The organism is Halosubterraneus shenae (genome assembly GCF_050510935.1).
Classification (GTDB): Archaea; Halobacteriota; Halobacteria; order Halobacteriales; family Haloferacaceae; genus JBDGPU01.
The window spans coordinates 321,274-341,182 of sequence record NZ_JBNLVO010000001.1 but is presented as its reverse complement, the minus strand read 5'-3'; the positions used below and the strand labels follow the sequence as shown (position 1 = coordinate 341,182).

Genomic DNA, 19,909 nt, shown 5'->3' with positions numbered 1-19,909 from the left:
GTCCGCCGTGTCCGCCGCTTCCGGAAACCGGCGTGGTGTGCCGACACCGGAAACTGAAGGTGCGGGCGCCATCATTGATCCCTATGGACCCAGAGGTCACCGCGGAACGGCCGGACAGTCCGATCCACACGACCGGAACCGACCACATCACGATCGTCGGCAGCAACGTCGAGGACACGATCGAGTACTACCGCGACCTGCTCGGGATGCCACTCGTGCTCCGGCAGCCGAACCTCGACCAGCCGGAGGTCACCCACCTCTTCTTCGACACCGGTGACGGCCGCATTCTCACGTTCTTCGTGACGGAGGACCGCCCGTCGGACCCGCGCCCGCAACAGCAGCAGATCGGCGGCGTGCACCACCTCGCGTTCAAGGTGGAAGCGAGCCGCCTCCCGGAGATCAAGCAGGCGCTCGACGACGCCGGCTACGGCTTCAACGAGTTCGATCGCGGCGCGTTCCACTCGCTGTACACCCAGGACAACAACGGCCTCACCATCGAGCTGGCGACGGACAAGTTCGTGATTCCAGACGAGAAGCGCGGGCTCGTCCTCGCGCACGCGCAGGCGGCCCGGGTGGAGGACGGGTCGGAGTACGTCAAGGACGAGCACATGGAAGCCGCGCTTGAGGAGCTCGGCCTGGAAGTCGAGCGGACGGAGACCCCCGACGCCGCGAGCGGCGCCGGCGGTATCGAGTAGCTCGCTCCACCAGGCCCGGCCGGCACGACGGAACCGGATCGCCCGATATCACCGTTGTCGCAGAGCTGTTCTGGAGCCACCTGTGTGTGGGAGGGCGGACGCGCCGTCGGCCGGCGAGAGCGCCGTGGGGTGTCAGTTTCAGTCGGGTTACAGGTTGCAAAACACCTATGAGTGAATCTCTCTTTCTTACGAGAACTGCCGATTTCCCGCCGACACAAATGACAGACACCGAACTCGACGCTGACGAGGCCCGCCAGCAGCTCTACGCGACGATGAAATCGGATCTCCCGTTCGAGGACAAAGCCGAGAGAGCGCTCAGTATCGGGACGACGTATCTCGGGGTCGAGAGAGGCTACATCAACAAGATCGACCAGGAGACCGATTACTGGAAGACCATCGCGAGCACGGACAGGGAGGATGGGGTTGCCCCGCCGGGGACCCGACTCGACCTTAACAAAACGTACTGCCGGCGGACGCTACGCGAGGACGACTCCATCGCGTTACACGACGCGCCGAACCAGGGCTGGGCGGACGACGTCGCCTACGAGGAGCACGGTCTCCGCTGTTATCACGGCACGACGATCGAGGTTGCCGGCGAACCCTACGGAACGGTCTGTTTCAGCTCCGACGGTCGGCGTTCGGCCCCGTTCACCGAGGAGGAGACGATGTTCGCGGAACTGGTCGCCCGGTTGCTCGAACACGAGCTCGAGCGCCAGCGCACGGAGGCGAAGATCGCGCGATTGGACCGCTTCGCCGGCGCCGTCTCGCACGACCTCCGGAACCCCCTGAACGTGGCGATGGGGCGCCTCGAAATGGAGCGCGAGAAGCGGGACACCGAGAACCTCCGGGTGGCCACCAGCGCGCTCGACCGGATGGAGGACCTCATCACGGACGTGCTCACGATGGCCCGTCAGGGACAGGACGTCTCGGAGATGGAGTCCGTCTCGCTCGCCTCGATCACCGAGGGCTGCTGGGACTCGATCCGGTCCCCCGACTCGGAACTGCGCGGCGTCGGAGACCTCACGTTCCGCGCCGACCAGGACCGACTCAAACAGCTGTTCGAGAACCTCTTCCGGAACAGTGTGGAGCATGGCTCCACAAGCAGCCGGACGGGGTCCGGCGACAGCGTGGAGCACGGCTCCACGAGCGATCGGCAACGAACCGAGGACAGCACCCTCGTGCGTGCGGATACGGGCGTAACTATCACTGTCGGCGCCCTCGCCGACGGCGACGGGTTCTTCGTCGCGGACGACGGCCCCGGCATCCCCGAGTCCGATCGACAGGCGGTGCTCGAACCGGGCTACTCGACCGGCGACGAGGGGATCGGGCTCGGGCTGGCCATCGTCGATAGCATCGCCAGCGCGCACGACTGGGAACTGACCATCACCGAGAGCGACGCCGGCGGCACCCGCTTCGAAATTCGCGACGTGATCACGAACGAATAGCGGTCAGTCGTCGACGGGGTGATAGCTGGAGACGAAGTCGGTGTGGTTAGAGATTCCGCTTATAAGCCGGTTTAAATAGCTGCTGCGGGCCCATCCCTGACAGCACTGCTGACTGCATGAAACCCCTCGGCCGCTCCTTATAAGCAGATTTGGACAGGTGACACGGTCTTGCGCTGGACAGCACCGCAGACGCCCAGAAAGCCCTCGGCCGCTCGCGGTCGCTGAGCAGGATATCTGCGCTCTCCGCACCGCCCGCGCAGATAGGGCCTGCTCAGCGACTCCCCTCCGGCGCGACCGGCCGCGCCCTTTCAGTCCGCCAGGACCCCAACCGCGACGGCAACGGCGACCACACCGCGACCGCACAGCAACCGCAATACCTCAACCCTCCCCAGCCTCGGCCGGGGCGCGCCGGCCCGCACCGCCTCGGCGCGCCACCGGCCTCCCTCGCACGCGTTGCTCGCGCGCGCCGACCGCCCCGCTCCGCACGCCGGCCAGCCTGCGAGCGACGACCGCCGAAAAGCCGACGCGAACGACGCCCCGGCTACCACTCCTGGGCGGGACTGAAAGGGGCAGTCGCTGAGCGGGACGCCCTGCGACGTAAGCACCGCAACGGCGAACGACCGGAGGGAGTGAGCCGTGAGACGCGCAGCGAGCAGCGCGACCGCTCAGCGGCTGGGGCTTTCGAGGTGTGCTGAGTGGTGTCGCAAGCAGCGACAACCGTGTTTACTTATAAGTGCGTCACAGCGGCTGGAGCAGTCGAGACATGCCGAGTGGCATCGCAGGCGACGATAGCCGATCTCGTTTATAAGCCCAAACAGTCAGCGGCCGGGACTTTCCGGGGTTACCGAGTGGTAACTTCCGCGACGAGGGACGATCCATCGAAGAAAAACGATATTTCGCGGAGATTAAACGGTACCGAGCCCGTATTCGGAGTAATGGCTGAAAGCTACGGTGGGGTGTTCGGCGCGATCCCGTACGCGTTCCGCGAAAGCGACTCGTGGTTCTTCCGGATCTACGTGGTCGTCGGGACGTTCGCGGCGCTGTTCGTCGCCGTCCTGACCGCGCTCGCGCTCGTCGTCGAGCTGGGTCGCACCGAGGGGCTGACCCAGGGAGGGCTCGCCGCCTTCTCGCGGTCGCTGTTCGTGCTGCTCGGCTTCGCCGCCGTCGCCCCGTTGCTCGCGCCGACGCTGCTCGTCGCCCGTCGCCATCGGCGCGACGATCGGGTCCACGAGTTCTACGACCAGGCGCTCGCGGTCGCCGGCTACGGCTTCCTCGCGTCGCTGTACCTCGCGCTGATCATCTCCGTACCGGCGGAGTTCCAGGAGCCGACGTCCTCCGCGTTCGTCCGGACGCTGTACGCGCTCCCGCGGCTGACGGCGATCGTCCCGCCCGTCCTCGCCGTCGGCGGCATCGTCGTGGCACATCGGAAACTCCGCAGGTAAGCTCGCATCGACGGGACATTGTCAGAGGCCACCACGGTGACCACCTCCCCGAAACCCGGAAAAGGGGCGACGGACTACGTGAGCGTAATGACCGACGAGAAGGAGAGTACGTTCCTCGTGACGCACGCCGAGGACGACTCCGCCGTACTGAAAGACGTTCACGCCGGCCAGGTCCACACGCTCAGCTCGAATCCGGGCCTGCAGGTCGACGAGGTCGTCGAGTGTACCGTCGCGCCGGACCCGCCGATGGAGGTGACCTACCAGGTGATCGAGGTCGCCGACCGGTACGCCGTCGACATCGAGGAGAGCCCCGAACCGCCGACGACCCAGGAGCAGGACATCGCCAGCGACCAGCCGGTCGGCGAGATCACGAAGCAGCCCCGCGCCGGCGAGGGCGAGATCCACGTGCTCACGGTCCCCGAGGAGACGACCGAGTCCGCCGTCGAGGACGTCGTCGAGGACCGCGAAGCGACGCTCTCGCGGGCGGCCCGGCTCGGCGTCGAGCGCGTCGAGGTCCGGTCCGCCCCCGGCGTGGTCAGCGTGCGCTACATGCCCTGAACTCGGCCCCTTCTCACAGCCCGTATATCTCGTTTTCCGAGTGGCTAGCGGCGCTAGCGGCGGGTCACGTCGGCCCAGCCCGACTCTGGACGCGCCAGCCGCCCGCGACCTCGTCGTCGGCGCTGCTCTCGCGAGTCGTGTACTCGATTTCGGTCTCGTCGCCGACGGTCGCCGCCTCGACGTCCCCGTCCGGCGTCTCGACCCGTTCGACGCGGAACGGGATGTCGAGGCTGTCGCCGCAGCAGCCGACGTCGACGAACTCCTCGGTTACGCCACCGAGGGCGACGTCGTCGAGGACGCGCCGGAAGTACCCCCGGAAGTGGTCGGACTCGAACTGGTCGCGCGCCCAGTCGCTCACGTCGTCGGGCACCGAGAGGACGACCCGGGTCGCGGTAGGTCGTATCATACCTCCACATAGTATCCGGGCCGTGGAACGTGTTTCGGTGACGCTTCCGCCACGAGGCTGAGGGGATGACGGAAGTGCTTCTGGGGTCGACGCCGCTGAACGAAGACCGTGGCCCTCGAGCGGCGGCAATTGGTTCGGCCGAACTGACTGGACCAACGATGGCGCCACCTCCCTCGAGAACCACCTCCCTCGAGAAGACGCTTCCCCGCGAGCGCCGCCCCGATCGCGAAGCGAGGTGCCGGTTCCCGGGTAGCTGAGGCCCGCGTATCGGCGTCAACGGGAAGGCTTATTCGGGGCGCAGGAAAAGCGGTCAGCATATGGTAGAGATCGAGGTACCGGAGGTCGACTACACCGACTACGACAACCGGCAGCTCGTGGCGATCCCCGTGGTCGTCCTCGTGCTGGCGCTGTCGATCATCGGTGGCTGGTATCTCGTCACTGGGGCACCAGCGAACCTCGGGGTCGAGTTCACCGGCGGCGCGGAGCTCCGACTTTCCGCCGACGACGCGGGAACGGACGCGGCCCGGGAGCGGCTCGAGAACGCCTTCTCGGCCGAGCCGTCGTCGGTCCAGTACATCGCACAGGACGGAACGTACGTCGTCACCTTCCGGGCGGAGGACCTGCCCGAGAACGCTGACAACGGCGGGTTGGGCCCCCTCACCGATCAGGCCCAGGACGCCGGCTTCAGCGTCGAGGGGCAGACGTTCGTCTCCCCGAGCTTCGGCTCCGGGGCGGCGGTCGAGGCGCTCGGCGGCGTCGCGCTCGCGTTCCTCGGCATGAGCGTGCTCGTCTTCGCGATGTTCCGCACGTTCGTCCCCTCCGTCGCGGTCGTCCTCTCCGCGTTCTCCGACATCGTGGTCCCGGTCGCGATGATGAACCTGCTCGGCATCGAGCTGACGCTCGGCACCGTCGCCGCATTGCTGATGCTGATCGGGTACTCGGTCGACTCGGACATCCTGTTGAACAACTCCGTGCTCCGGCGAACCGGGAGCTTCTACGAGTCGGTCCAGCGGGCGATGCGAACCGGCGTGACGATGACGATCACGTCCATCTCCGCGATGATCGTCATGGCCCTCGTCGCGACGGTGTTCGGCGTCGACCTGCTGCGGAACATCGGGATCATTCTCGCTATCGGACTGAGCACTGACCTCATGAACACCTACTTGCTCAACGTCGGCCTGCTTCGCTGGTACAAGTTCGAGGGGGTGAGCCGATAGATGCTCGGACAGATCAAGAAACACTGGCGGGTCGTGTTGCTGGTGGTCGTCGTCGTCGCCTCGACCGTCGTGCTGTTCGCCCCGCAGTTCGCGCCCGAGGAGCCGGCGGCGCCCGGCAGCGAGGGCGCCAACGCCGCGACGGGGGTGACGAACCTCCAGTACGGCCTCGACCTGGCGGGCGGCACGCGCGTGCGAGCCCCGCTGCTCGGACACACCGCCAGCGACGTCGCCTTCGAGAACAAATCGACGGCGCAAGTCGCCAGCGACGTGGCCGCGGAGCTCCCGAACACGACGAGTACGGACGTGAAGGCGCGCGTCCGCGACCCGGCCAACGGTGGCACGGGCCAGGTCGAGGTCACTGACGCCGCCGTCAACGAGTCGGAGTTCGAGACCGCGCTGATCGAGGCGGGCTACGAGCCCGGCGAGATCCGACAGGGCGTGACCGAGGAGACGCGCCAGGCCGCCGTGCAGGTCATCGAGGGCAAGATCAACGAGGCAGGGCTCTCCGGCGGCAGCGCACGCGTCGTCACGAACACGGAGGGTCGCCACTTCGTCCTGGTCGAGGTGCCCGGCGAGGGGCGTCAGGACGTCATCAACCTCCTGGAGGAGCGCGGGACCGTCCGGATCGACATCTACTACGACCAGAACGGCAACTACTCGACGGAACAGGCCGTGCTCTCGCAGGGCGACTTCGCGAGCGTCGGGACGGCGAGTCGCGACCGGAACGACGTCGCGTACGTCCCGGTGACCGTCGTCGACGACGCACCGGAGGGCCAGCAGTCGCCCGCCGAGCAGTTCGAGTCGGCCGCCGTCGAGTACGGCGTCGCCCAGTCCGGCGGTTCCACCTGTACCTACATGCAGGAGCCGGTCGGCGAGACGCAGGACCCCTGCCTGCTGCTCGTCGTCAACGGCGAGGTCGTCAACGCGTTCGGCATGCAGGCCAACCTGGCCCGGAGTATGCAGAACCAGGAGTGGTCGACGGACCCGCAGTTCCGGCTGACCACGGGCCGCGGCGGCGACTCCTACGAGCGCGCCCAGCAGATCTCCATCGACCTGCGCGCCGGTGCGCTGCCGGCCCAGCTCGGGATCAGCGAGGGCTCCGTCTCCTACATCTCGGCGACCCAGGGCGAGTCGTTCCGCTCCTACTCGCTGATCGCCGGGGTGCTCTCCGTGCTGGCGGTCGCGGGTATGGTGTTCCTCCGCTACCGCGAGCCGGAGGTCGCGCTACCGATGATCGTGACGGCGCTCGCCGAGGTGTACGCGCTGCTCGGCTTCGCCGCGCTGGTCGGGTACCCGATCAGCCTCCCGGTCATCGCCGGCTTCATCGCCGTAGTCGGGACCGGGGTGGACGACCTCGTCATCATCGCGGACGAGGTGATGAGCGAGGGCGACGTGCGGTCACAGACCGTCTTCGACTCCCGGTTCCGGCGGGCATTCTGGGTCATCGGCGCCGCGGCGGCGACAACGATCATCGCCATGTCGCCGCTGATGGTGCTCTCGCTCGGCGACCTCTCCGGGTTCGCCATCTTCACCATCATGGGCGTACTGCTCGGCGTCCTCGTCTCCCGCCCGGCGTACGGGGACATCCTCCGGACGCTGCTGACCGAGCGGTAGCGACCCCACGATTTTACCCTTCTCCCGACAGTACGCTGTCCCCATGAGCGACGAGGTAGACGCGGGCCGGGCCGGAGACGCGGGCCGGGCCGGGCAGGACGATTTCCCCCGGGACCGGGTCGAGTCCGTGGTCAGGGACGTGCTCGACGAGGAGCTCGGCGCCTACGAGCGGGAGGTGACAGTCGTCGTCGCCGCCGTCGTGGGCGGCGGACTGATGTTGCTGTCGGCGTTCAGCGTGGCGGGCGTGGCGCTTTTGGCCCCGAACCCGCTGGTCGTCATCGGCGTGTTGCTCGCGGTCGGCGCGCTGCTGTTGCTCGCCGGTCTCGCTCGCGCCGGCACGCGTCGCCGCTAATTCGACAGGGCGCGCGGCGCCGCGAATCCGGATCGGGCGAGCGCCTCAGAATTCGTCGAGACCGGACTGCTCGGCCTCGGCAAGCACCTGCTCACAGGTACTCCAGCTGCGCCGCGCACAGTCCGGGATCTCCCCGGTGGCCGCAACGTACGCTTCCAGAAAGCCCCGCGTCGTCGGGTCGCTCGGGTACCCGCTCCCGACGTCGTACTCCGGGTACTCGTCGTCGATGGCCGCGACTCGCGCGTCGCGCTCGACCTTGGCGACGATGGACGCGGCGCTCACGGTCGGGTACGTCTCGTCGGCGCCGTGCTCGGCGTCGACCGAGACGTCGCGGGCGACCCGATCGGTGACCGCGTCCGCGACCCGGCGGCCGAACCGCGATTCCGAGACGTCGCCGGCGTCGACGACGGCTTCGGGGTCTCCGTCGTCGCCCGAGTCCGCGTTGCCAGCGCCGACCACGGATTCGATGGCCCGGGCCTGCGCCGTCACGGTGAGCGAGTTCATGTCCGTCTCCGGGTCGTCGATCTCGGCGGGATCGACGACGCCGATGCCGACGCCGACGTCGTCGCGGTCGCGGAGCTCCGCGGCGATCGCCTCGCGGCGGTCGGGAGCGACCTGCTTCGAGTCGTCGACGTCGGCCGGTAGCACCGCCGGGTCACAGCGGACGGCCGCGGCGACCATCGGCCCGATCACGGGTCCCTTCCCGGCTTCGTCGGCTCCAATCACGGGACTGACGACGTGCCCGTGGCCATAGACGTTATTGGTTCGCCCGCGGCACAACTACTCGTCATCGGTCAGCCGGGCGCCTGAAAAAACCACGAGGCCGTCGCTGCCCAGACAGAAACGGCCGCCGGCGGATCGGGGAATCCACCGGCCACCAGTGGGCGCCCTCGACCGGTGACGCGCGCATTTTCCGAGGAGCGCCCACGAGCGGGTAGTGTGGCGTTCTACCTAAAGTTACGGTTCCGATTCACCCGGATCTTCGTCCACGGGCGTCAGCTGGTCGACCGGTCGATCAGTCGCGGAAGTACTCCGCCTGCTCGAACGGCTCCGCCTCGCCCTCGACGGCGAGGACGTCGAGCGCCGTGACGCCGGCGTCGACGCCGAGGAGCCCGGCGAGGCTCGGCTCGGTTCGGCCCTCGTCCGAGGAGATCAGCTCCTTGATGTAGAGCCCGCCCTCGCCGTGGATGTCGACGACGGCGTGGCGCTCGTCCTTCAGTTCGGCCTCGATCGAGTACACCTCGCGCTCGCGGGTCATGCTCGCGCGGCGGTGGTCGACGCGGCTCGGCGTGTACTGCTCGACGGTCGCCCCTTCGAGCTCCTCGACCGCGGCCTGGAGCTCCGCTTCGGAGACGTCGTCGTCGAACTGGACCTGCGCACGGTACTCCTTGGAGGCGTCGTGGCCCTTCACGCGCTCGACCATCTCGTGGGTGGCGAGCCGGAGCCCCTCGACCTCGACGCGGCCCTCCGCGAAGGCGTTGATGTCGGCCTCGAGCCGGTCCGTGTCGACGCGGCGGCGACGCGGCTCCTCGACCTCGATGACGAACGGGCGGCCCGTCCCGAGCATGCGCGCGTCCACGTCCTCGCGGCCGGCGCCGTGGAAGACCGCCTCGGTGCCGTCCATCACGTCCTCCACGACGGGCGCGGTCAGCTCCTCGACGCTGTCCTCGTAGAGGTAGCCCGTGCCGTCACAGTACTCGCAGGGCTCGCGCCCCTGGCGCCCGGAACCGTGGCACTCGCGGCAGGGCCACTCCGTCTGGGGGATGTCGCGCTCGAGCTTCCGGTAGCGACCGTAGACGAACGTCGAGTTGATCTTCGTCGCGAGGTCGTCCTCCGCCAGGTCGATAGTGAACTGGACGTCCGGGCGGTCGAAGGAGACCTCCGAGTCCGTTTTCCGGCCGATACGCTTGCCGACTTCCCGGTTGAACTCCGACTTGAACAGCTCGCCGGCGTCCTCGTCGAGCCCGCACTCCTCGCGGAGGAGGATCTCGTTCTCCTCGACGAGCGGCGACGGGCGCGTGCCGACGTTGTACGTGGCGAACTCGACGTCTTCGACGGCCTCGGCGGCGCGCGAGGCCCACTCGTCGAAGTCGGCACAGTGGCCCTCGCACACCCAGCAGCTCTCGGTCGGCGTCGGCTCGAACTCCTCGTCGCGTTCCAGCGCGAGCGACACGCGAAGCGAGCGCCCGCGCTCGGCGTTCGTCAGCCCGAAACTGCGGTCGGCGAGGAGCCGGCCGAGGCAGGCGTCACAGACCGGCCCCGTGGCGTCGGCGTCCGCGGCGACCTCGAGTACGTTCATATCCGGTCAAACAGCCCGGGAGGTAACTGTCTTGCTAAAGGCGGGTGGATACGGTGTTGGCCGGGTTTCTCTGGATGGCGATGCCCTCGCTCTGCTCCAGATCTTTTTGAATCCGGTACCCGTTGAGCACTCGTACTTATAAATAAAATCGGGTGTCAACGCTACAGACACCACTCAGCATGCCCAGAAAGCCCCAGCCGCTGACCGGTCGTACTTATAAATAGAACTGGTTATCAGCGCTGGCGACACCACTCGGCACACCCAGAAAGCCCCAGCCGCTGAGCGCTCGCGCTGCTCGCTGCGCTCCTCACCCGGCTCGCTCACTGCGTTCGCTCGCCGGGATTGCGGTGCTTGCCTCGCAGGGCGTCCCGCTCAGCGGCTGCCCCTTTCAGTCCCGCCCGGGAGTGGTGGCCAGGCGTCGCGCGCGGCGGTTGATTCACGTCTATCGCTGTGGGGCGTGCGGTGCGGGGCGGTCGGCGCGCGCGAGCAACGCGTGCGAGGGAGGCCGGGGCGCGCCGCGCGGTGCGTTGCGGTGCCGGCGCGCCCCGGCCGAGGCTGGGGAGGACTGAGGTATTGCGGTTGCTGGGCGTTGCTGTCGCGGTGGCGGTTGCGGGGCGGTGTTGTCCTGGCGGACTGAAAGGGCGATGGCCGGTCTCGTGAACGAAGTGAACGAGAGCTTGGAAGTCGCAGCCCGGCAGCGCAGCGTAGCGAGCAGCCCGGACCGTCTTCCAGTGGTCGCGCCGGAGGGGAGTCGCTGAGGCAGGCACTATCTGCGCGGGCGGTACGGAGAGCGCAGATATCCTGCTTCGCGAGAAATCGAAGATTTCTCGGAGCCCGAAAATCTTCGATTTTCGGGACAGCGACCGCGAGCGGCCGAGGGCTTTCTGGGTGTTTGCGGTGCTGTCGAGCGCAAGACCGTACCATCTGTTCAAACCTGCTTATAAAGAGCGGCCGAGGGCTTTCTGGGCGTTTGCGGTGCTGTCCAGTGCAGAAGCGTCTGCACCCGTTTATTAGGTTTATAAATACGAACCCCTAACCACCCCGAAGATCGCTCGACCAAATGATTCAGATCCCATACACTCGCGTCGTCCAGAAGCGCTCGAACGCGTCCTCGAGCGCCGGCTCGGGATCGCCCGTTGCGTCCGACACGTCGGTCACGTCGGCGACGTCGCTCACCTCGCCGAGGATGCTCTTCTCGCCGACGACGACGAGCCGGTCGGTGTCGCCCGCGACCCTGTCGAGCACCTCACGAACCTCCACCAGGTGCTCGTCGATCTGCTCGTCGCGTCGGCGCTCGAAGCGGTCCTGCGAGAAGCCGCCCTTCGAGTGGGCGCCCATCACGTCGCTCCCGAACCCCTCGAAGTCGACGCGGTCGCCGTCCTCGTAGGTCCCGACGGCGAAGAGGTCGGACCGGACGAGCGCGAACCCGACGCGGCCAACCGGGCGGAACCAGGCGTCGTCGAGGTGGAACTCGGTGTCCCACTCGCAGAACTCCTCGTCGGGCGCGATCGGGGGCCGGAGCGCGGCGGCGACGAGGCTGGCGTCGTCCGCGACGACGACCGCGGGCGCCGCCCGTCGCACGAGGGCAGCGTGGTCCCCGAAGAGGTCCGTCACGGCGGCGGGAAGCGCGTCCGCGTTCGGGACGGACGCTGTGAGTGCACCCTCCTGCCCGGCGTCGACGCCACGGAGTCGGTCGAGCAGGTCCGCGGTTCTGGCGCCGGTCGCGTCGCTGACCTGGCGGAAGTCCAGTTCCGCTTCCGCCTCGTCGCCCGAGAGGCGCTCGACGCGGTCCTCGAGCTCCTCGATGCGGTCCTCGAGGTGGTTGACGCGCTCCTCAGCCGCCTGCTTGTCGGCGACGGCGTCCGCACGCCGCTCCTGCTCGGCCTCAAGCTGCCGTTCGAGGTGGTGCTTGTCCGATTCCAGCTCCTCGATCCGGTCCTTCAGCTCGGCGCGGCCGAGCAGCTTGTCGAGCATACCGGTAGGGCACGTCCCCGTCGGTTAAAAGATGCGTCGGCGGACGGGCCGATCACCGCCGCGCCCGCCGACCAGTTGCCGTCGTCCGCGTCCCTCAGGCGTTGACCGTCGGCTGCCAGCCCTCGTATCGGAGAAGCTCGCGAGCGCGGTCCGCGTCGGCCAGGAGGACGCTCCTGGCCGTCGGGAGGCGGTCGTCGGCGACGTCCCGGGGCACCGCGAGCGTGCCCGTCGGGACGTCCTCGTCGCCGGCGACCGGGAGGTGTCCCTCGTCGAGCTTCATCACGAGCGGCGCGTCGAGTCGCTCGACGCCGTCGCCGCTGGCGTAAAGCTGCTCGTTCACGCGCTCGTGGTCCGCCTGCTGGATGACTGCCCGGTCGCCGTCATGGGGTTCGACGTAGAGTTTCCCCACGTAGTAGCTGCTGGAGAACCGTTCAAACATGCTGTGCGCTAAAGGTTACCACACACGCACTCATAAGCGTTACCGGAAACGTTTTTGTGGGCGTGCAATTCGAGGACTGTACCGACCCGGCGGAACTGCAGCTACCGGCCGGCCCTGCAGCCGGCGGCCGGGACTACAACCAGCTGCCCTGCCTGCACCCGCCACGTCATTTAAGCGCCAGCCGCGCATGGCACCGAACCATGTACGACCGGATCCTGCTGCCGACGGACGGAAGCGAAGGCGTCTCCCGCGCCATCGACCACGCGATCGACGCCGCCGAGCGCTATGACGCCGAGCTGCACGTGCTGTACGTCGTCGACGCGCCGGCGGTCAACGCCTACTCCGGCGACGAGTTCGTCCACGAGTTCGAGGGGATGGAGCAGACGCTCGAGGACGAGGGGATCGACGCGGTCGGCGAGATCGCCGCGCGCGCGGAGGACGCCGGCGTTGACGACGTCGTCACCGAGGTCGTCCACGGGACGCCGTACGAGCAGATCCTCCGCTACATCGACGAGCACGACGTCGACCTGACGGTCATGGGCACGAAGGAGCGCTCCGGCGATTACCGGCGCATGCTCGGCAGCGTCACCGAGCGCGTCTCACGGCTCTCCTCGCGGCCGGTCAGCATCATCAAAACGGCCGTGGAGGAGTAGGCCGTTCAAAAGACCGTGATGACGCCGCCGATCAGGAGGAGCGTCACGAGCAGGCGCCCGATGCTCCCGACGAACGTCGCGGCGCCGAACTTGACGTAGTCGTTCTCGAGGACCGCGAACGCGTAGATGGAGACCGTGTCCGGGAAGAAGGGGACACAGAGGGCCAGCGCCATCCCGACGTAGCCCCACTTCTGGGCCAGCTCGACGGTCCGCTTCTCGGACCACTCGATCACGTCGAACCGCGAGTTCTCCAGCCAGCGGACGACCGGCCCGGAGCTTTTCGCCTCCTGGCCGACGTGGAAGGCGACGAGGCTCCCGGCCATCTTACCGAAGGCGCTGACGCCCATGATCCCCGCGAGCGTCAGCCAGCGCGGGAGCCCGATGTCGATCGGGGCCGCGAGGACGACCTCGCTCGGGCCGGGAAGCACGAACGCGATGAGGAACGAGTAGGTGAAGATGACCCCGAGTCCGCCCCAGCCGGTCGCCGACTCGACGGCCGCCTTGGAGAACTCGACGACCGCGGACCAGGCGGTGTCGAGGAACGCGGCGGACAGGAGGGCCGCTTCGAAAGGCATCACCGGATCCTAATTCACTGCCGTAATTAAGCGTTACCGTCAGGGCCGGACCGGCAATCGACGTCCGGCGGAACGCTGCCGCGTCGCCCGCGACGAGAAGACGCCGCGAATGCTGCCTGCTGCCTCGTTAGTCGTGGATCTCGACGCGCTCGATGACGGCCTCCTGCATCGGCTCGTCCTGGCGGTCGGTCGGCAGCGAGCCGATCTCCTCGACGACGTCCATGCCGTCGATGACCTGGCCGAAGACGGCGTGCTTGCCGTCGAGGTGCGGCGTCGCGTCCAGCGTGATGAAGAACTGCGAGCCGTTCGTGTTCGGCCCGGAGTTCGCCATCGAGAGGATGCCCGCGCTGTCGTGGGTCAGCTCGTCGTGGAACTCGTCGTCGAACTCGTAGCCGGGGCCGCCGCGACCGGTGCCTTCGGGGTCGCCGCCCTGGATCATGAAGTCGCCAATGACGCGGTGGAAGGGCACGCCCGCGTACAGCGAGTCGCCGCGGACCTCACCGCTGTCGGGGTCCTCCCACGTCGGCGTCGACGGGGCGGGCTCGGCGTCGGCCGCCGGCTTGTCCTTTGCGAGCTTGACGAAGTTCTCGACCGTGCGCGGCGCGCGGTCCGCGAACAGCTCGACCTCGATGTCGCCGTGGTTCGTGACGATCGTCGCCGTCGGGTTCTCCGGGTTGTCGATGTCGTGTCCCATGGGCGCACACTGGCTGGCGAGTCGGAAAACAGTACCCATCCATCGGCATCGTCACGGATCGTTTATAAGCGAACGCCGCCGACGTGCACCTCGTGACTTCGACTCTCACTGTCGCCCTCCTCGCGACGTTGACGGGCCTCACCGTCGGCGCGCTCTTCGCGTTCCTCCGGGTCCCGATCCCGGCCCCGCCGGAGCTGCCGGGGATCATGGGCATCGTCGGCATCTACCTGGGGTACAAGCTCGTCCAGTACCTCGGCGTGGGCTGGGATCTGCTTGACGCGCTCGGATTCTAGCGAAAATGCGCGGGTATCGGAAGAGATATTTAAAACATGAGTGGCGACGCAGCTAACGGTGTCTCCGAAACCGCGGAAGCGCCGGTCACTGGGCAATTGTACTTATAAATAGGGTCGACTATCGGCGCCGACGACACCACTCAGCATGTCTCGAAAGCCCCAGCCGCTGAGCGGTCGCGCTGCTCGCTGCGCTCCTCACCCGGCTCGCTCCATCCGGTCGCTCGCCGGGTTGCGGTGCTTGCATCGCAGGGCGTCCCGCGCAGCGGCTGCCCCTTTCAGTCCCGCCCGGGAGTGGTGGCCGGGCCGTCGCTCGCGGCGGCTGGGTCGCCGGCGACGTTCGCCGGCTGTCCTGCATGCGGTGCGGTGCGGGCGGCGCGCGCGAGCAACGCGTGCGAGGGAGGCCGGGGCGCGCCGCGCGATGCGTTGCGGTGCCGGCGCGCCCCGGCCGAGGCTGGGGAGGACTGAGGCTTGCGGTAGCTGGGCGGTGCTGTCGCGGTTGCTGTCGCGGTGCTGTCCTGGCGGGCTGAAAGGGCGACGGCCGGTCGCGGTGGAACGGAGTCGCTGAGACAGGCACTATCCGCGGCGGGCGGTGCGGAGAGCCGCGGATATCCTGCTCAGCGACCGCGAGCGGCCGAGGGCTTTCTGGGTGGTTGCGGTGCGGTCAAGTGTAGCAGCGTCTGTACCCGTCCTTCCAGTTTATAAGCGACAGCGGCCGAGGGCTTTCTGGGTGGTTGCGGTGCGGTCAAGTGTAGCAGCGTCTGTACCCGTCCTTCCAGTTTATAAGCGACAGCGGCCGAGGGCTTTCTGGGTGGTTGCGGTGCGGTCAAGTGTAGCAGCGTCTGTACCCGTCCTTCCAGTTTATAAGCGACAGCGGCCGAGGGCTTTCTGGGTGGTTGCGGTGCGGTCAAGTGTAGCAGCGTCTGTACCCGTCCTTCCAGTTTATAAGCGACAGCGGCCGAGGGCTTTCTGGGTGGTTGCGGTGCGGTCAAGTGTAGCAGCGTCTGCACCCGCGCATCCAGTTTATAAGTAGAAACGGCCGATTACGTGCGCCGAAGCCTCGAAACCCCGGAATTACGGCTCGTATTGCTCGATGTTCTCCCACACTTCGGTCATCCGTTCGCCCGTCAGCTCCACCAGCTCCTCGACGTCGTCCTCGCAGTCGCCGGGCGCACAGCCCAGATCACGGATCGCCTTCGTCGTCGAGAGGTGGTGGACGTGGACGCAATCCTCGCCCTCGCGCTCGTAGATAGCCGTCGTGCACGGGAGCATCCCGGCGAGCTGCTGGTCGATGTTGATGGCGTCGCGGGCGATCTCGGGGTGACAGACCACGAGCAGGGCCGTGCGCTCGACGTCGTCCCCGAGCATGCCCTCGATCATCTGGTCGAGCCGGGTCACCTGGACGGTCTCGAAGTCCGCGAGCTCGTGCTCCAGCTGGACGAACGGGATCACGTCCTCGAAGTCGGCGTCGAGCGTCGTGTGCAGGGCCTCCTCCGCGGTCGGGGCGGGGGTCGGGGTGTCGGCCGCGTCGCCCGCGTTCGGCGCGTCGCTCATGGAGACGGGTGGGCAGGCCTGCGATAAAAAGACTCGCGTGGACCGCGGCCTGCTCAGGTCGATAGCCCAGTTCGATAGATGGACACGGTGGGATTCGAACCGGAGGAAGACTGTCCGGGCTGCTCGCTTCGCTGCGCTGCCGGGCTGCGGCTTCCAGGGTTCGAATCCCCGGTGCCGCTGCTCCTCACGTTCGTTCGGAGACAGCGGGCACGGTGGGATTCGAACCCACGACCGTCGGATAACTTCCCACACGACGGACGTCGCGCGGTTAGAAGTCCGACGCTCTATCCAGGCTGAGCTACGTGCCCTCACCCCGGATTCTCTCCCGCTGGTAAAAAGGCGTTAGGTTCCGACGGCGCGAGGCCCCGCTCCGCAGGGCTTAACATCGCCGCCGGCGGATTTCCCGTCAATGCGCGTAATCGGTACCGTCGGGCTGCCCGGCAGCGGGAAGGGCGAAGCCGCGGCAGTCGCGGAAGCGGAGGGGATCCCCGTCGTCGTCATGGGCGACGTCATCCGCGAGGAGTGTCGCGAGCGCGGGCTCGACCCGGCCGAACACCACGGCGAGATCGCCGGGACGCTCCGCGAGGAGGAGGGCGACGACGTCATCGCGGCGCGGACGATCCCCCGCATCCGCGAGGCCGCCGCGGACGCCGACGCCGACGCGGTCCTCGTCGACGGCCTCCGGTCGACGGTCGAGGCCGAGCGCTTCCGCGACGCCTTCGGCGACGACTTCAAGCTCGTCGCCATCGAGGCGCCCTTCGAGGTCCGCGCGGAGCGACTCAGCGAGCGCGGGCGCGACGAGTCCGACATGGACCTCGAGGCCCTCCGCGAGCGGGACAGCCGCGAACTCGAACTCGGCCTCGGCGACACGATGGCCGAAGCCGACCTCGAGATCGACAACACCGGCACGCTCGAGGCGTTCCGCGACAAGGTGCGGGACGTCCTCGGCGTCCTCGGCGAGGCCGGAAAGCTCGATGCGACGGCGGACGGCGAGGCTGATAATTCGGAACTGGAGGCAGACCAATGATCTACAGCATCGACGTCCACATCGAGGCGCCGGTCCGTGACACGGAGGTCACCGACCGCGTCGCCGACGCGGTGACGAACGTGTTCCCGAACGCCGACCTCACGCACGAACCCGGTAAGCTCGTCGCGGAGGGCCACTCCCTCGACGCCTTCGCCGACGTGCTCCACGAGCAGGAGATCCTCGACACTGCCCGCCGCGAGTTCCACAACAACGCGAGCGAGGACGGCTTCTCCTTCGCCTTAAAAAAGCAGGCCGCCTACGAGGGCGTCGTCAACTTCTCCGTCGGCAACCCCGACGAGCTCGGCGACATCGAGGTCGACGTGACCGTCCGCGACCCCGACGTCCACGACTTCATCGACTACCTCGTCCCCGAGACCGAGGAGGGGACGCCGGTCGAGGGCGGCCGCGAGTACGGCGAGCGACGCGACGAGCAGCGCGAGACGCGCCGTGACCCCGACGCCGGCGAGTACTGACGCGAAAGCACGCGTCACCGGCGATCAGGACGCTTCTGCGGCCCCGTAGACCACCCGAATCCGCACTTCGACGCTGACATCACCCGGTTCGACGCTCGTCGCCGCGTCGCCGGCGGTTTCCCGCAACGGCGTGGCGTATCCCGCGTGGACCGTGCGCGTCTCGGCCGTCGACGCTGACTGGACGCCGACGAGTTCGAGGCCGGCGCTGTCGGCGATAACCGTCGCGTCGGCGTCCGCGTTCGCCATGGCGTCCTCGAGCGCCTGCTCGCGGACGTCGGCCGCGCGCTCCTCGCTCAGTCCGAACTGGATCCGGTCGACGCGGTCCGCCTCGTTGCCGATGGCGACGTCGATCACCTCGCCGACGGCGTCGACGTCGTGGATCTCGAGCGCGTACGTGTGGACCCCGACGTAGGAGACGTTCCCGTCCCGTTTCCGGGGCTCGCGCTCTTCGCGCACGTCGTACCGAACCGTCCGGATCTGGTCGTCCGCCAGCCCCCAGTCGCGCAGGGCGGCGAGCAACGCCTCGTCATCACTCGCGAGGTCCTCCCGAACCGCTTCCGGGTCCGGGCCGGTCGCCCGGACCGAGACCCGGACGGTCGCGCGGTCCGGATCCGCCGTTGCCTCGCCGTTCGCCGCAACCTCGATCGTTCGATCCGGTGCCGTCGTCGCGTTGTCGCCCGGGTCGGTCCCACCCGTCGTTGCCAGCCCGGCACAACCGGCCAGCAGGACGAGCGCGACCACCGCGAGGACGCCGCTGAGTCGCTGGTCCATATCCGGAGCGACGCCCGGAGCGACCTAATAAGAGCCGGTAGCACAAAGAGCGGTTTGTCCAATCTGCCGCGTTTCAGTCGTTCGAAACGTCCGTTCTGCCGTCGCCGGCGGGGCGCGAGCGATGCGGCCTCACGAGGACGTTTCCATCGTCACGACGCGGAGCTCGACCGTAACCGACTCGTCGATGACGGCCTCGATCCGCTGGGCGAGCCCGTCGATAGAGCCCCCCGGTTCGATGCCGACGGTAACCACCACGCGTTCGGTTTCCCGGGGCGGGATCGTCCCCGTCCGCTCGATCTCGAGGTCGACGAGCTGGAGCTGCGCGTCGGCCTGCTCGAGCTCCGTCACCACAGCGTCGGTGATCTCGGCTTCCGTCGTCGCCGCGGCGTAGGAGTCGTAGGTGACGCCGCCGAGGAATAAGGAGAGCACGGCGATGGCAACGACGAGCACCGACGCTCGCTTGACGAGCGCGGCCCTCGCCTCCTCCTCGCGGAACCACGCTTCCGGGCGATACCCCTCGTACCAGAGCATCAGCAGGGCCGCGAGGTTGATCGAGAGCACGTTGACGAGGATGAGGACGCCCGACCCGAGCGCGAGACGGGGGATCCGGAACGCGATGCCGATGCCGACGGCCGCGGCCGGCGGGATCAACGCGACCGCGATCATGACGCCCACGAGCGCGGAGGAGACGCCGCTCATCAGCGAGACGATGCCCGCGATCCCGGCGCCGATGGCGACGGCGAGCACGAGCACGTTCGGCGCGACGCGCTCGGACACCTCGGAGAGCGCGAGCGGATCGAGGCCGGGCGGGACGAGGTTCAGCCCGCGCAAGGCCGCGGCGAAGACGGTCGCGCTGACGACGGCGACGGCGACGCCGAGCGCCTGGAGCCGGATCCCGGTCCGGAACAGCTCCTCGTCGTCGACGACGGTGCCGACGGCGGCGGACAGCGCCGGCCCGATCAGGGGAGCGATCACCATCGACCCCACCACCGTCGCCGGCGAGTCGAGCAAGAGACCCGCCGTCGCGATCACCGCTGAGATCACCGTCATCAGCACGTACGTCGGCGTGTTGGAGACGAGGTCCTCCGCCTTCGTCTGGAGCTCTTCGCGGGCGATCCGGTCGCTCCGGTACTCGGAGTCCTCCTCGTACTTCTCCTCGAGCTGCTCGAACCGGCGGGAGATCACCGTCTCGGCTTCGGTGACGACCGTGTACGTCGATTCGTCGATGCCGGCCTCCCGGAGGGTGTCGAGGACGGGTTCGACCGCGGCCGTCGGGATCGGGAAGGTGACGACGGCCGTGAACTCCCGGCCGCTCGTCTCGTCGGTCACGACGTAGTCGATCCCCTCCTCGTCGAGCGCCTCGATAACCGCCTGGCGCTTGCCCGCCGGGATCATCACCTGTACGAGTCGCACACTTGGCTCTCGGCGCGG

Annotated in this window: 21 protein-coding genes and 1 tRNA gene; 11 read left to right on the top strand and 11 right to left on the bottom strand. The window is 68.0% G+C overall.

Annotation, left to right across the window (positions count from 1 at the left end):
• Positions 1–83: 83 nt before the first annotated feature.
• The 4 genes from ACQE3M_RS01555 (at position 84) to ACQE3M_RS01540 (ending at position 4,140) form a co-directional block, all read left to right on the top strand.
• Positions 84–695 (top strand): VOC family protein, encoded by a 612-nt coding sequence (locus ACQE3M_RS01555; RefSeq protein WP_430503707.1) that lies wholly within the window; start codon positions 84–86, stop codon positions 693–695.
• A 218-nt stretch (positions 696–913) separates the two neighbouring features.
• The gene (locus ACQE3M_RS01550; protein ID WP_430503706.1) at positions 914–2,140 is read left to right on the top strand and encodes a GAF domain-containing sensor histidine kinase; all 1,227 of its coding nucleotides are present in this window, start codon (positions 914–916) and stop codon (positions 2,138–2,140) included.
• 935 nt (positions 2,141–3,075) lie between these two features.
• Positions 3,076–3,582, top strand: coding sequence for a hypothetical protein (locus tag ACQE3M_RS01545; protein ID WP_430503705.1), 507 nt, complete (start codon positions 3,076–3,078; stop codon positions 3,580–3,582).
• Between the two features lie 87 nt (positions 3,583–3,669).
• Positions 3,670–4,140 carry a DUF5812 family protein gene (locus tag ACQE3M_RS01540; RefSeq protein ID WP_430503704.1) on the top strand — a complete coding sequence of 157 codons (471 nt, stop codon included), beginning with the start codon at positions 3,670–3,672 and terminating at the stop codon, positions 4,138–4,140.
• Positions 4,141–4,204: 64 nt separating this feature from the next.
• On the opposite strand, the gene ACQE3M_RS01535 is transcribed toward ACQE3M_RS01540, so the two are convergent.
• Positions 4,205–4,546 carry a hypothetical protein gene (locus tag ACQE3M_RS01535; protein WP_430503703.1) on the bottom strand — a complete coding sequence of 114 codons (342 nt, stop codon included), beginning with the start codon at positions 4,544–4,546 and terminating at the stop codon, positions 4,205–4,207.
• A gap of 317 nt (positions 4,547–4,863) precedes the next feature.
• Here ACQE3M_RS01535 and secF point away from each other — a divergent pair, with 317 nt between their 5' ends.
• Genes secF through ACQE3M_RS01520 form a run of 3 tightly spaced genes read left to right on the top strand, consistent with a single transcriptional unit; the run spans position 4,864 to position 7,729 of the window.
• Positions 4,864–5,763: a protein translocase subunit SecF gene (gene secF / locus ACQE3M_RS01530; protein WP_430503702.1), complete on the top strand. Its 900-nt coding sequence runs from the start codon at positions 4,864–4,866 to the stop codon at positions 5,761–5,763.
• Complete coding sequence (locus ACQE3M_RS01525; protein WP_430503701.1) at positions 5,764–7,377, top strand: preprotein translocase subunit SecD; 1,614 nt, start codon at positions 5,764–5,766, stop codon at positions 7,375–7,377. It begins immediately after the preceding gene.
• Between the two features lie 43 nt (positions 7,378–7,420).
• Positions 7,421–7,729, top strand: a complete 309-nt coding sequence (locus ACQE3M_RS01520) for a hypothetical protein (protein WP_430503700.1) — start codon at positions 7,421–7,423, stop codon at positions 7,727–7,729.
• 45 nt (positions 7,730–7,774) lie between these two features.
• Here ACQE3M_RS01520 and rnhB read toward each other — a convergent pair whose 3' ends face one another.
• The 4 genes from rnhB to ACQE3M_RS01500 all read right to left on the bottom strand — a co-directional run bounded on the left by rnhB (position 7,775) and on the right by ACQE3M_RS01500 (position 12,441).
• Positions 7,775–8,410: a ribonuclease HII gene (gene rnhB, locus ACQE3M_RS01515; RefSeq protein ID WP_430504028.1), complete on the bottom strand. Its 636-nt coding sequence runs from the start codon at positions 8,408–8,410 to the stop codon at positions 7,775–7,777.
• A 334-nt stretch (positions 8,411–8,744) separates the two neighbouring features.
• Entirely contained in the window at positions 8,745–10,028 is a 1,284-nt protein-coding gene (locus tag ACQE3M_RS01510; protein WP_430503699.1) for a tRNA pseudouridine(54/55) synthase Pus10, read from the bottom strand.
• 1,065 nt (positions 10,029–11,093) lie between these two features.
• Positions 11,094–12,002 (bottom strand): Vms1/Ankzf1 family peptidyl-tRNA hydrolase, encoded by a 909-nt coding sequence (locus ACQE3M_RS01505; protein ID WP_430503698.1) that lies wholly within the window; start codon positions 12,000–12,002, stop codon positions 11,094–11,096.
• A 94-nt stretch (positions 12,003–12,096) separates the two neighbouring features.
• Positions 12,097–12,441: a DUF5802 family protein gene (locus ACQE3M_RS01500; protein ID WP_430503697.1), complete on the bottom strand. Its 345-nt coding sequence runs from the start codon at positions 12,439–12,441 to the stop codon at positions 12,097–12,099.
• A gap of 200 nt (positions 12,442–12,641) precedes the next feature.
• On the opposite strand from ACQE3M_RS01500, the gene ACQE3M_RS01495 reads away from it, so the two are divergent.
• Positions 12,642–13,094 (top strand): universal stress protein, encoded by a 453-nt coding sequence (locus tag ACQE3M_RS01495; RefSeq protein ID WP_430503696.1) that lies wholly within the window; start codon positions 12,642–12,644, stop codon positions 13,092–13,094.
• 5 nt (positions 13,095–13,099) lie between these two features.
• Here the strand turns inward: ACQE3M_RS01495 and ACQE3M_RS01490 are convergent, their stop codons facing one another.
• Positions 13,100–13,669, bottom strand: a complete 570-nt coding sequence (locus ACQE3M_RS01490; RefSeq protein WP_430503695.1) for a YqaA family protein — start codon at positions 13,667–13,669, stop codon at positions 13,100–13,102.
• 127 nt (positions 13,670–13,796) lie between these two features.
• Positions 13,797–14,363 (bottom strand): peptidylprolyl isomerase, encoded by a 567-nt coding sequence (locus ACQE3M_RS01485; RefSeq protein WP_430503694.1) that lies wholly within the window; start codon positions 14,361–14,363, stop codon positions 13,797–13,799.
• A gap of 92 nt (positions 14,364–14,455) precedes the next feature.
• On the opposite strand from ACQE3M_RS01485, the gene ACQE3M_RS01480 reads away from it, so the two are divergent.
• Positions 14,456–14,656: a XapX domain-containing protein gene (locus tag ACQE3M_RS01480; RefSeq protein ID WP_430503693.1), complete on the top strand. Its 201-nt coding sequence runs from the start codon at positions 14,456–14,458 to the stop codon at positions 14,654–14,656.
• Positions 14,657–15,727: 1,071 nt separating this feature from the next.
• Here ACQE3M_RS01480 and ACQE3M_RS01475 read toward each other — a convergent pair.
• Entirely contained in the window at positions 15,728–16,207 is a 480-nt protein-coding gene (locus ACQE3M_RS01475) for a DUF302 domain-containing protein (RefSeq protein ID WP_430503692.1), read from the bottom strand.
• Positions 16,208–16,411: 204 nt separating this feature from the next.
• A tRNA-Arg gene (locus tag ACQE3M_RS01470) sits at positions 16,412–16,515 on the bottom strand.
• Between the two features lie 101 nt (positions 16,516–16,616).
• Between ACQE3M_RS01470 and ACQE3M_RS01465 the strand changes: the two genes are divergently transcribed.
• Together ACQE3M_RS01465 and ACQE3M_RS01460 are read left to right on the top strand one after the other, a co-directional pair.
• On the top strand, positions 16,617–17,234 hold the full coding sequence (locus ACQE3M_RS01465) for an AAA family ATPase (RefSeq protein WP_430503691.1): 618 nt from the start codon (positions 16,617–16,619) through the stop codon (positions 17,232–17,234).
• Positions 17,231–17,707, top strand: a complete 477-nt coding sequence (locus ACQE3M_RS01460) for an RNA-binding domain-containing protein (protein WP_430503690.1) — start codon at positions 17,231–17,233, stop codon at positions 17,705–17,707. Before ACQE3M_RS01465 ends, ACQE3M_RS01460 begins: the two co-directional genes overlap by 4 nt.
• Positions 17,708–17,731: 24 nt before the next feature.
• On the opposite strand, the gene ACQE3M_RS01455 is transcribed toward ACQE3M_RS01460, so the two are convergent.
• Both ACQE3M_RS01455 and ACQE3M_RS01450 read right to left on the bottom strand, forming a co-directional pair.
• Positions 17,732–18,478, bottom strand: coding sequence for an SIMPL domain-containing protein (locus ACQE3M_RS01455; protein WP_430503689.1), 747 nt, complete (start codon positions 18,476–18,478; stop codon positions 17,732–17,734).
• 129 nt (positions 18,479–18,607) lie between these two features.
• Positions 18,608–19,891: a TIGR00341 family protein gene (locus ACQE3M_RS01450; RefSeq protein WP_430503688.1), complete on the bottom strand. Its 1,284-nt coding sequence runs from the start codon at positions 19,889–19,891 to the stop codon at positions 18,608–18,610.
• Positions 19,892–19,909: the final 18 nt, after the last annotated feature.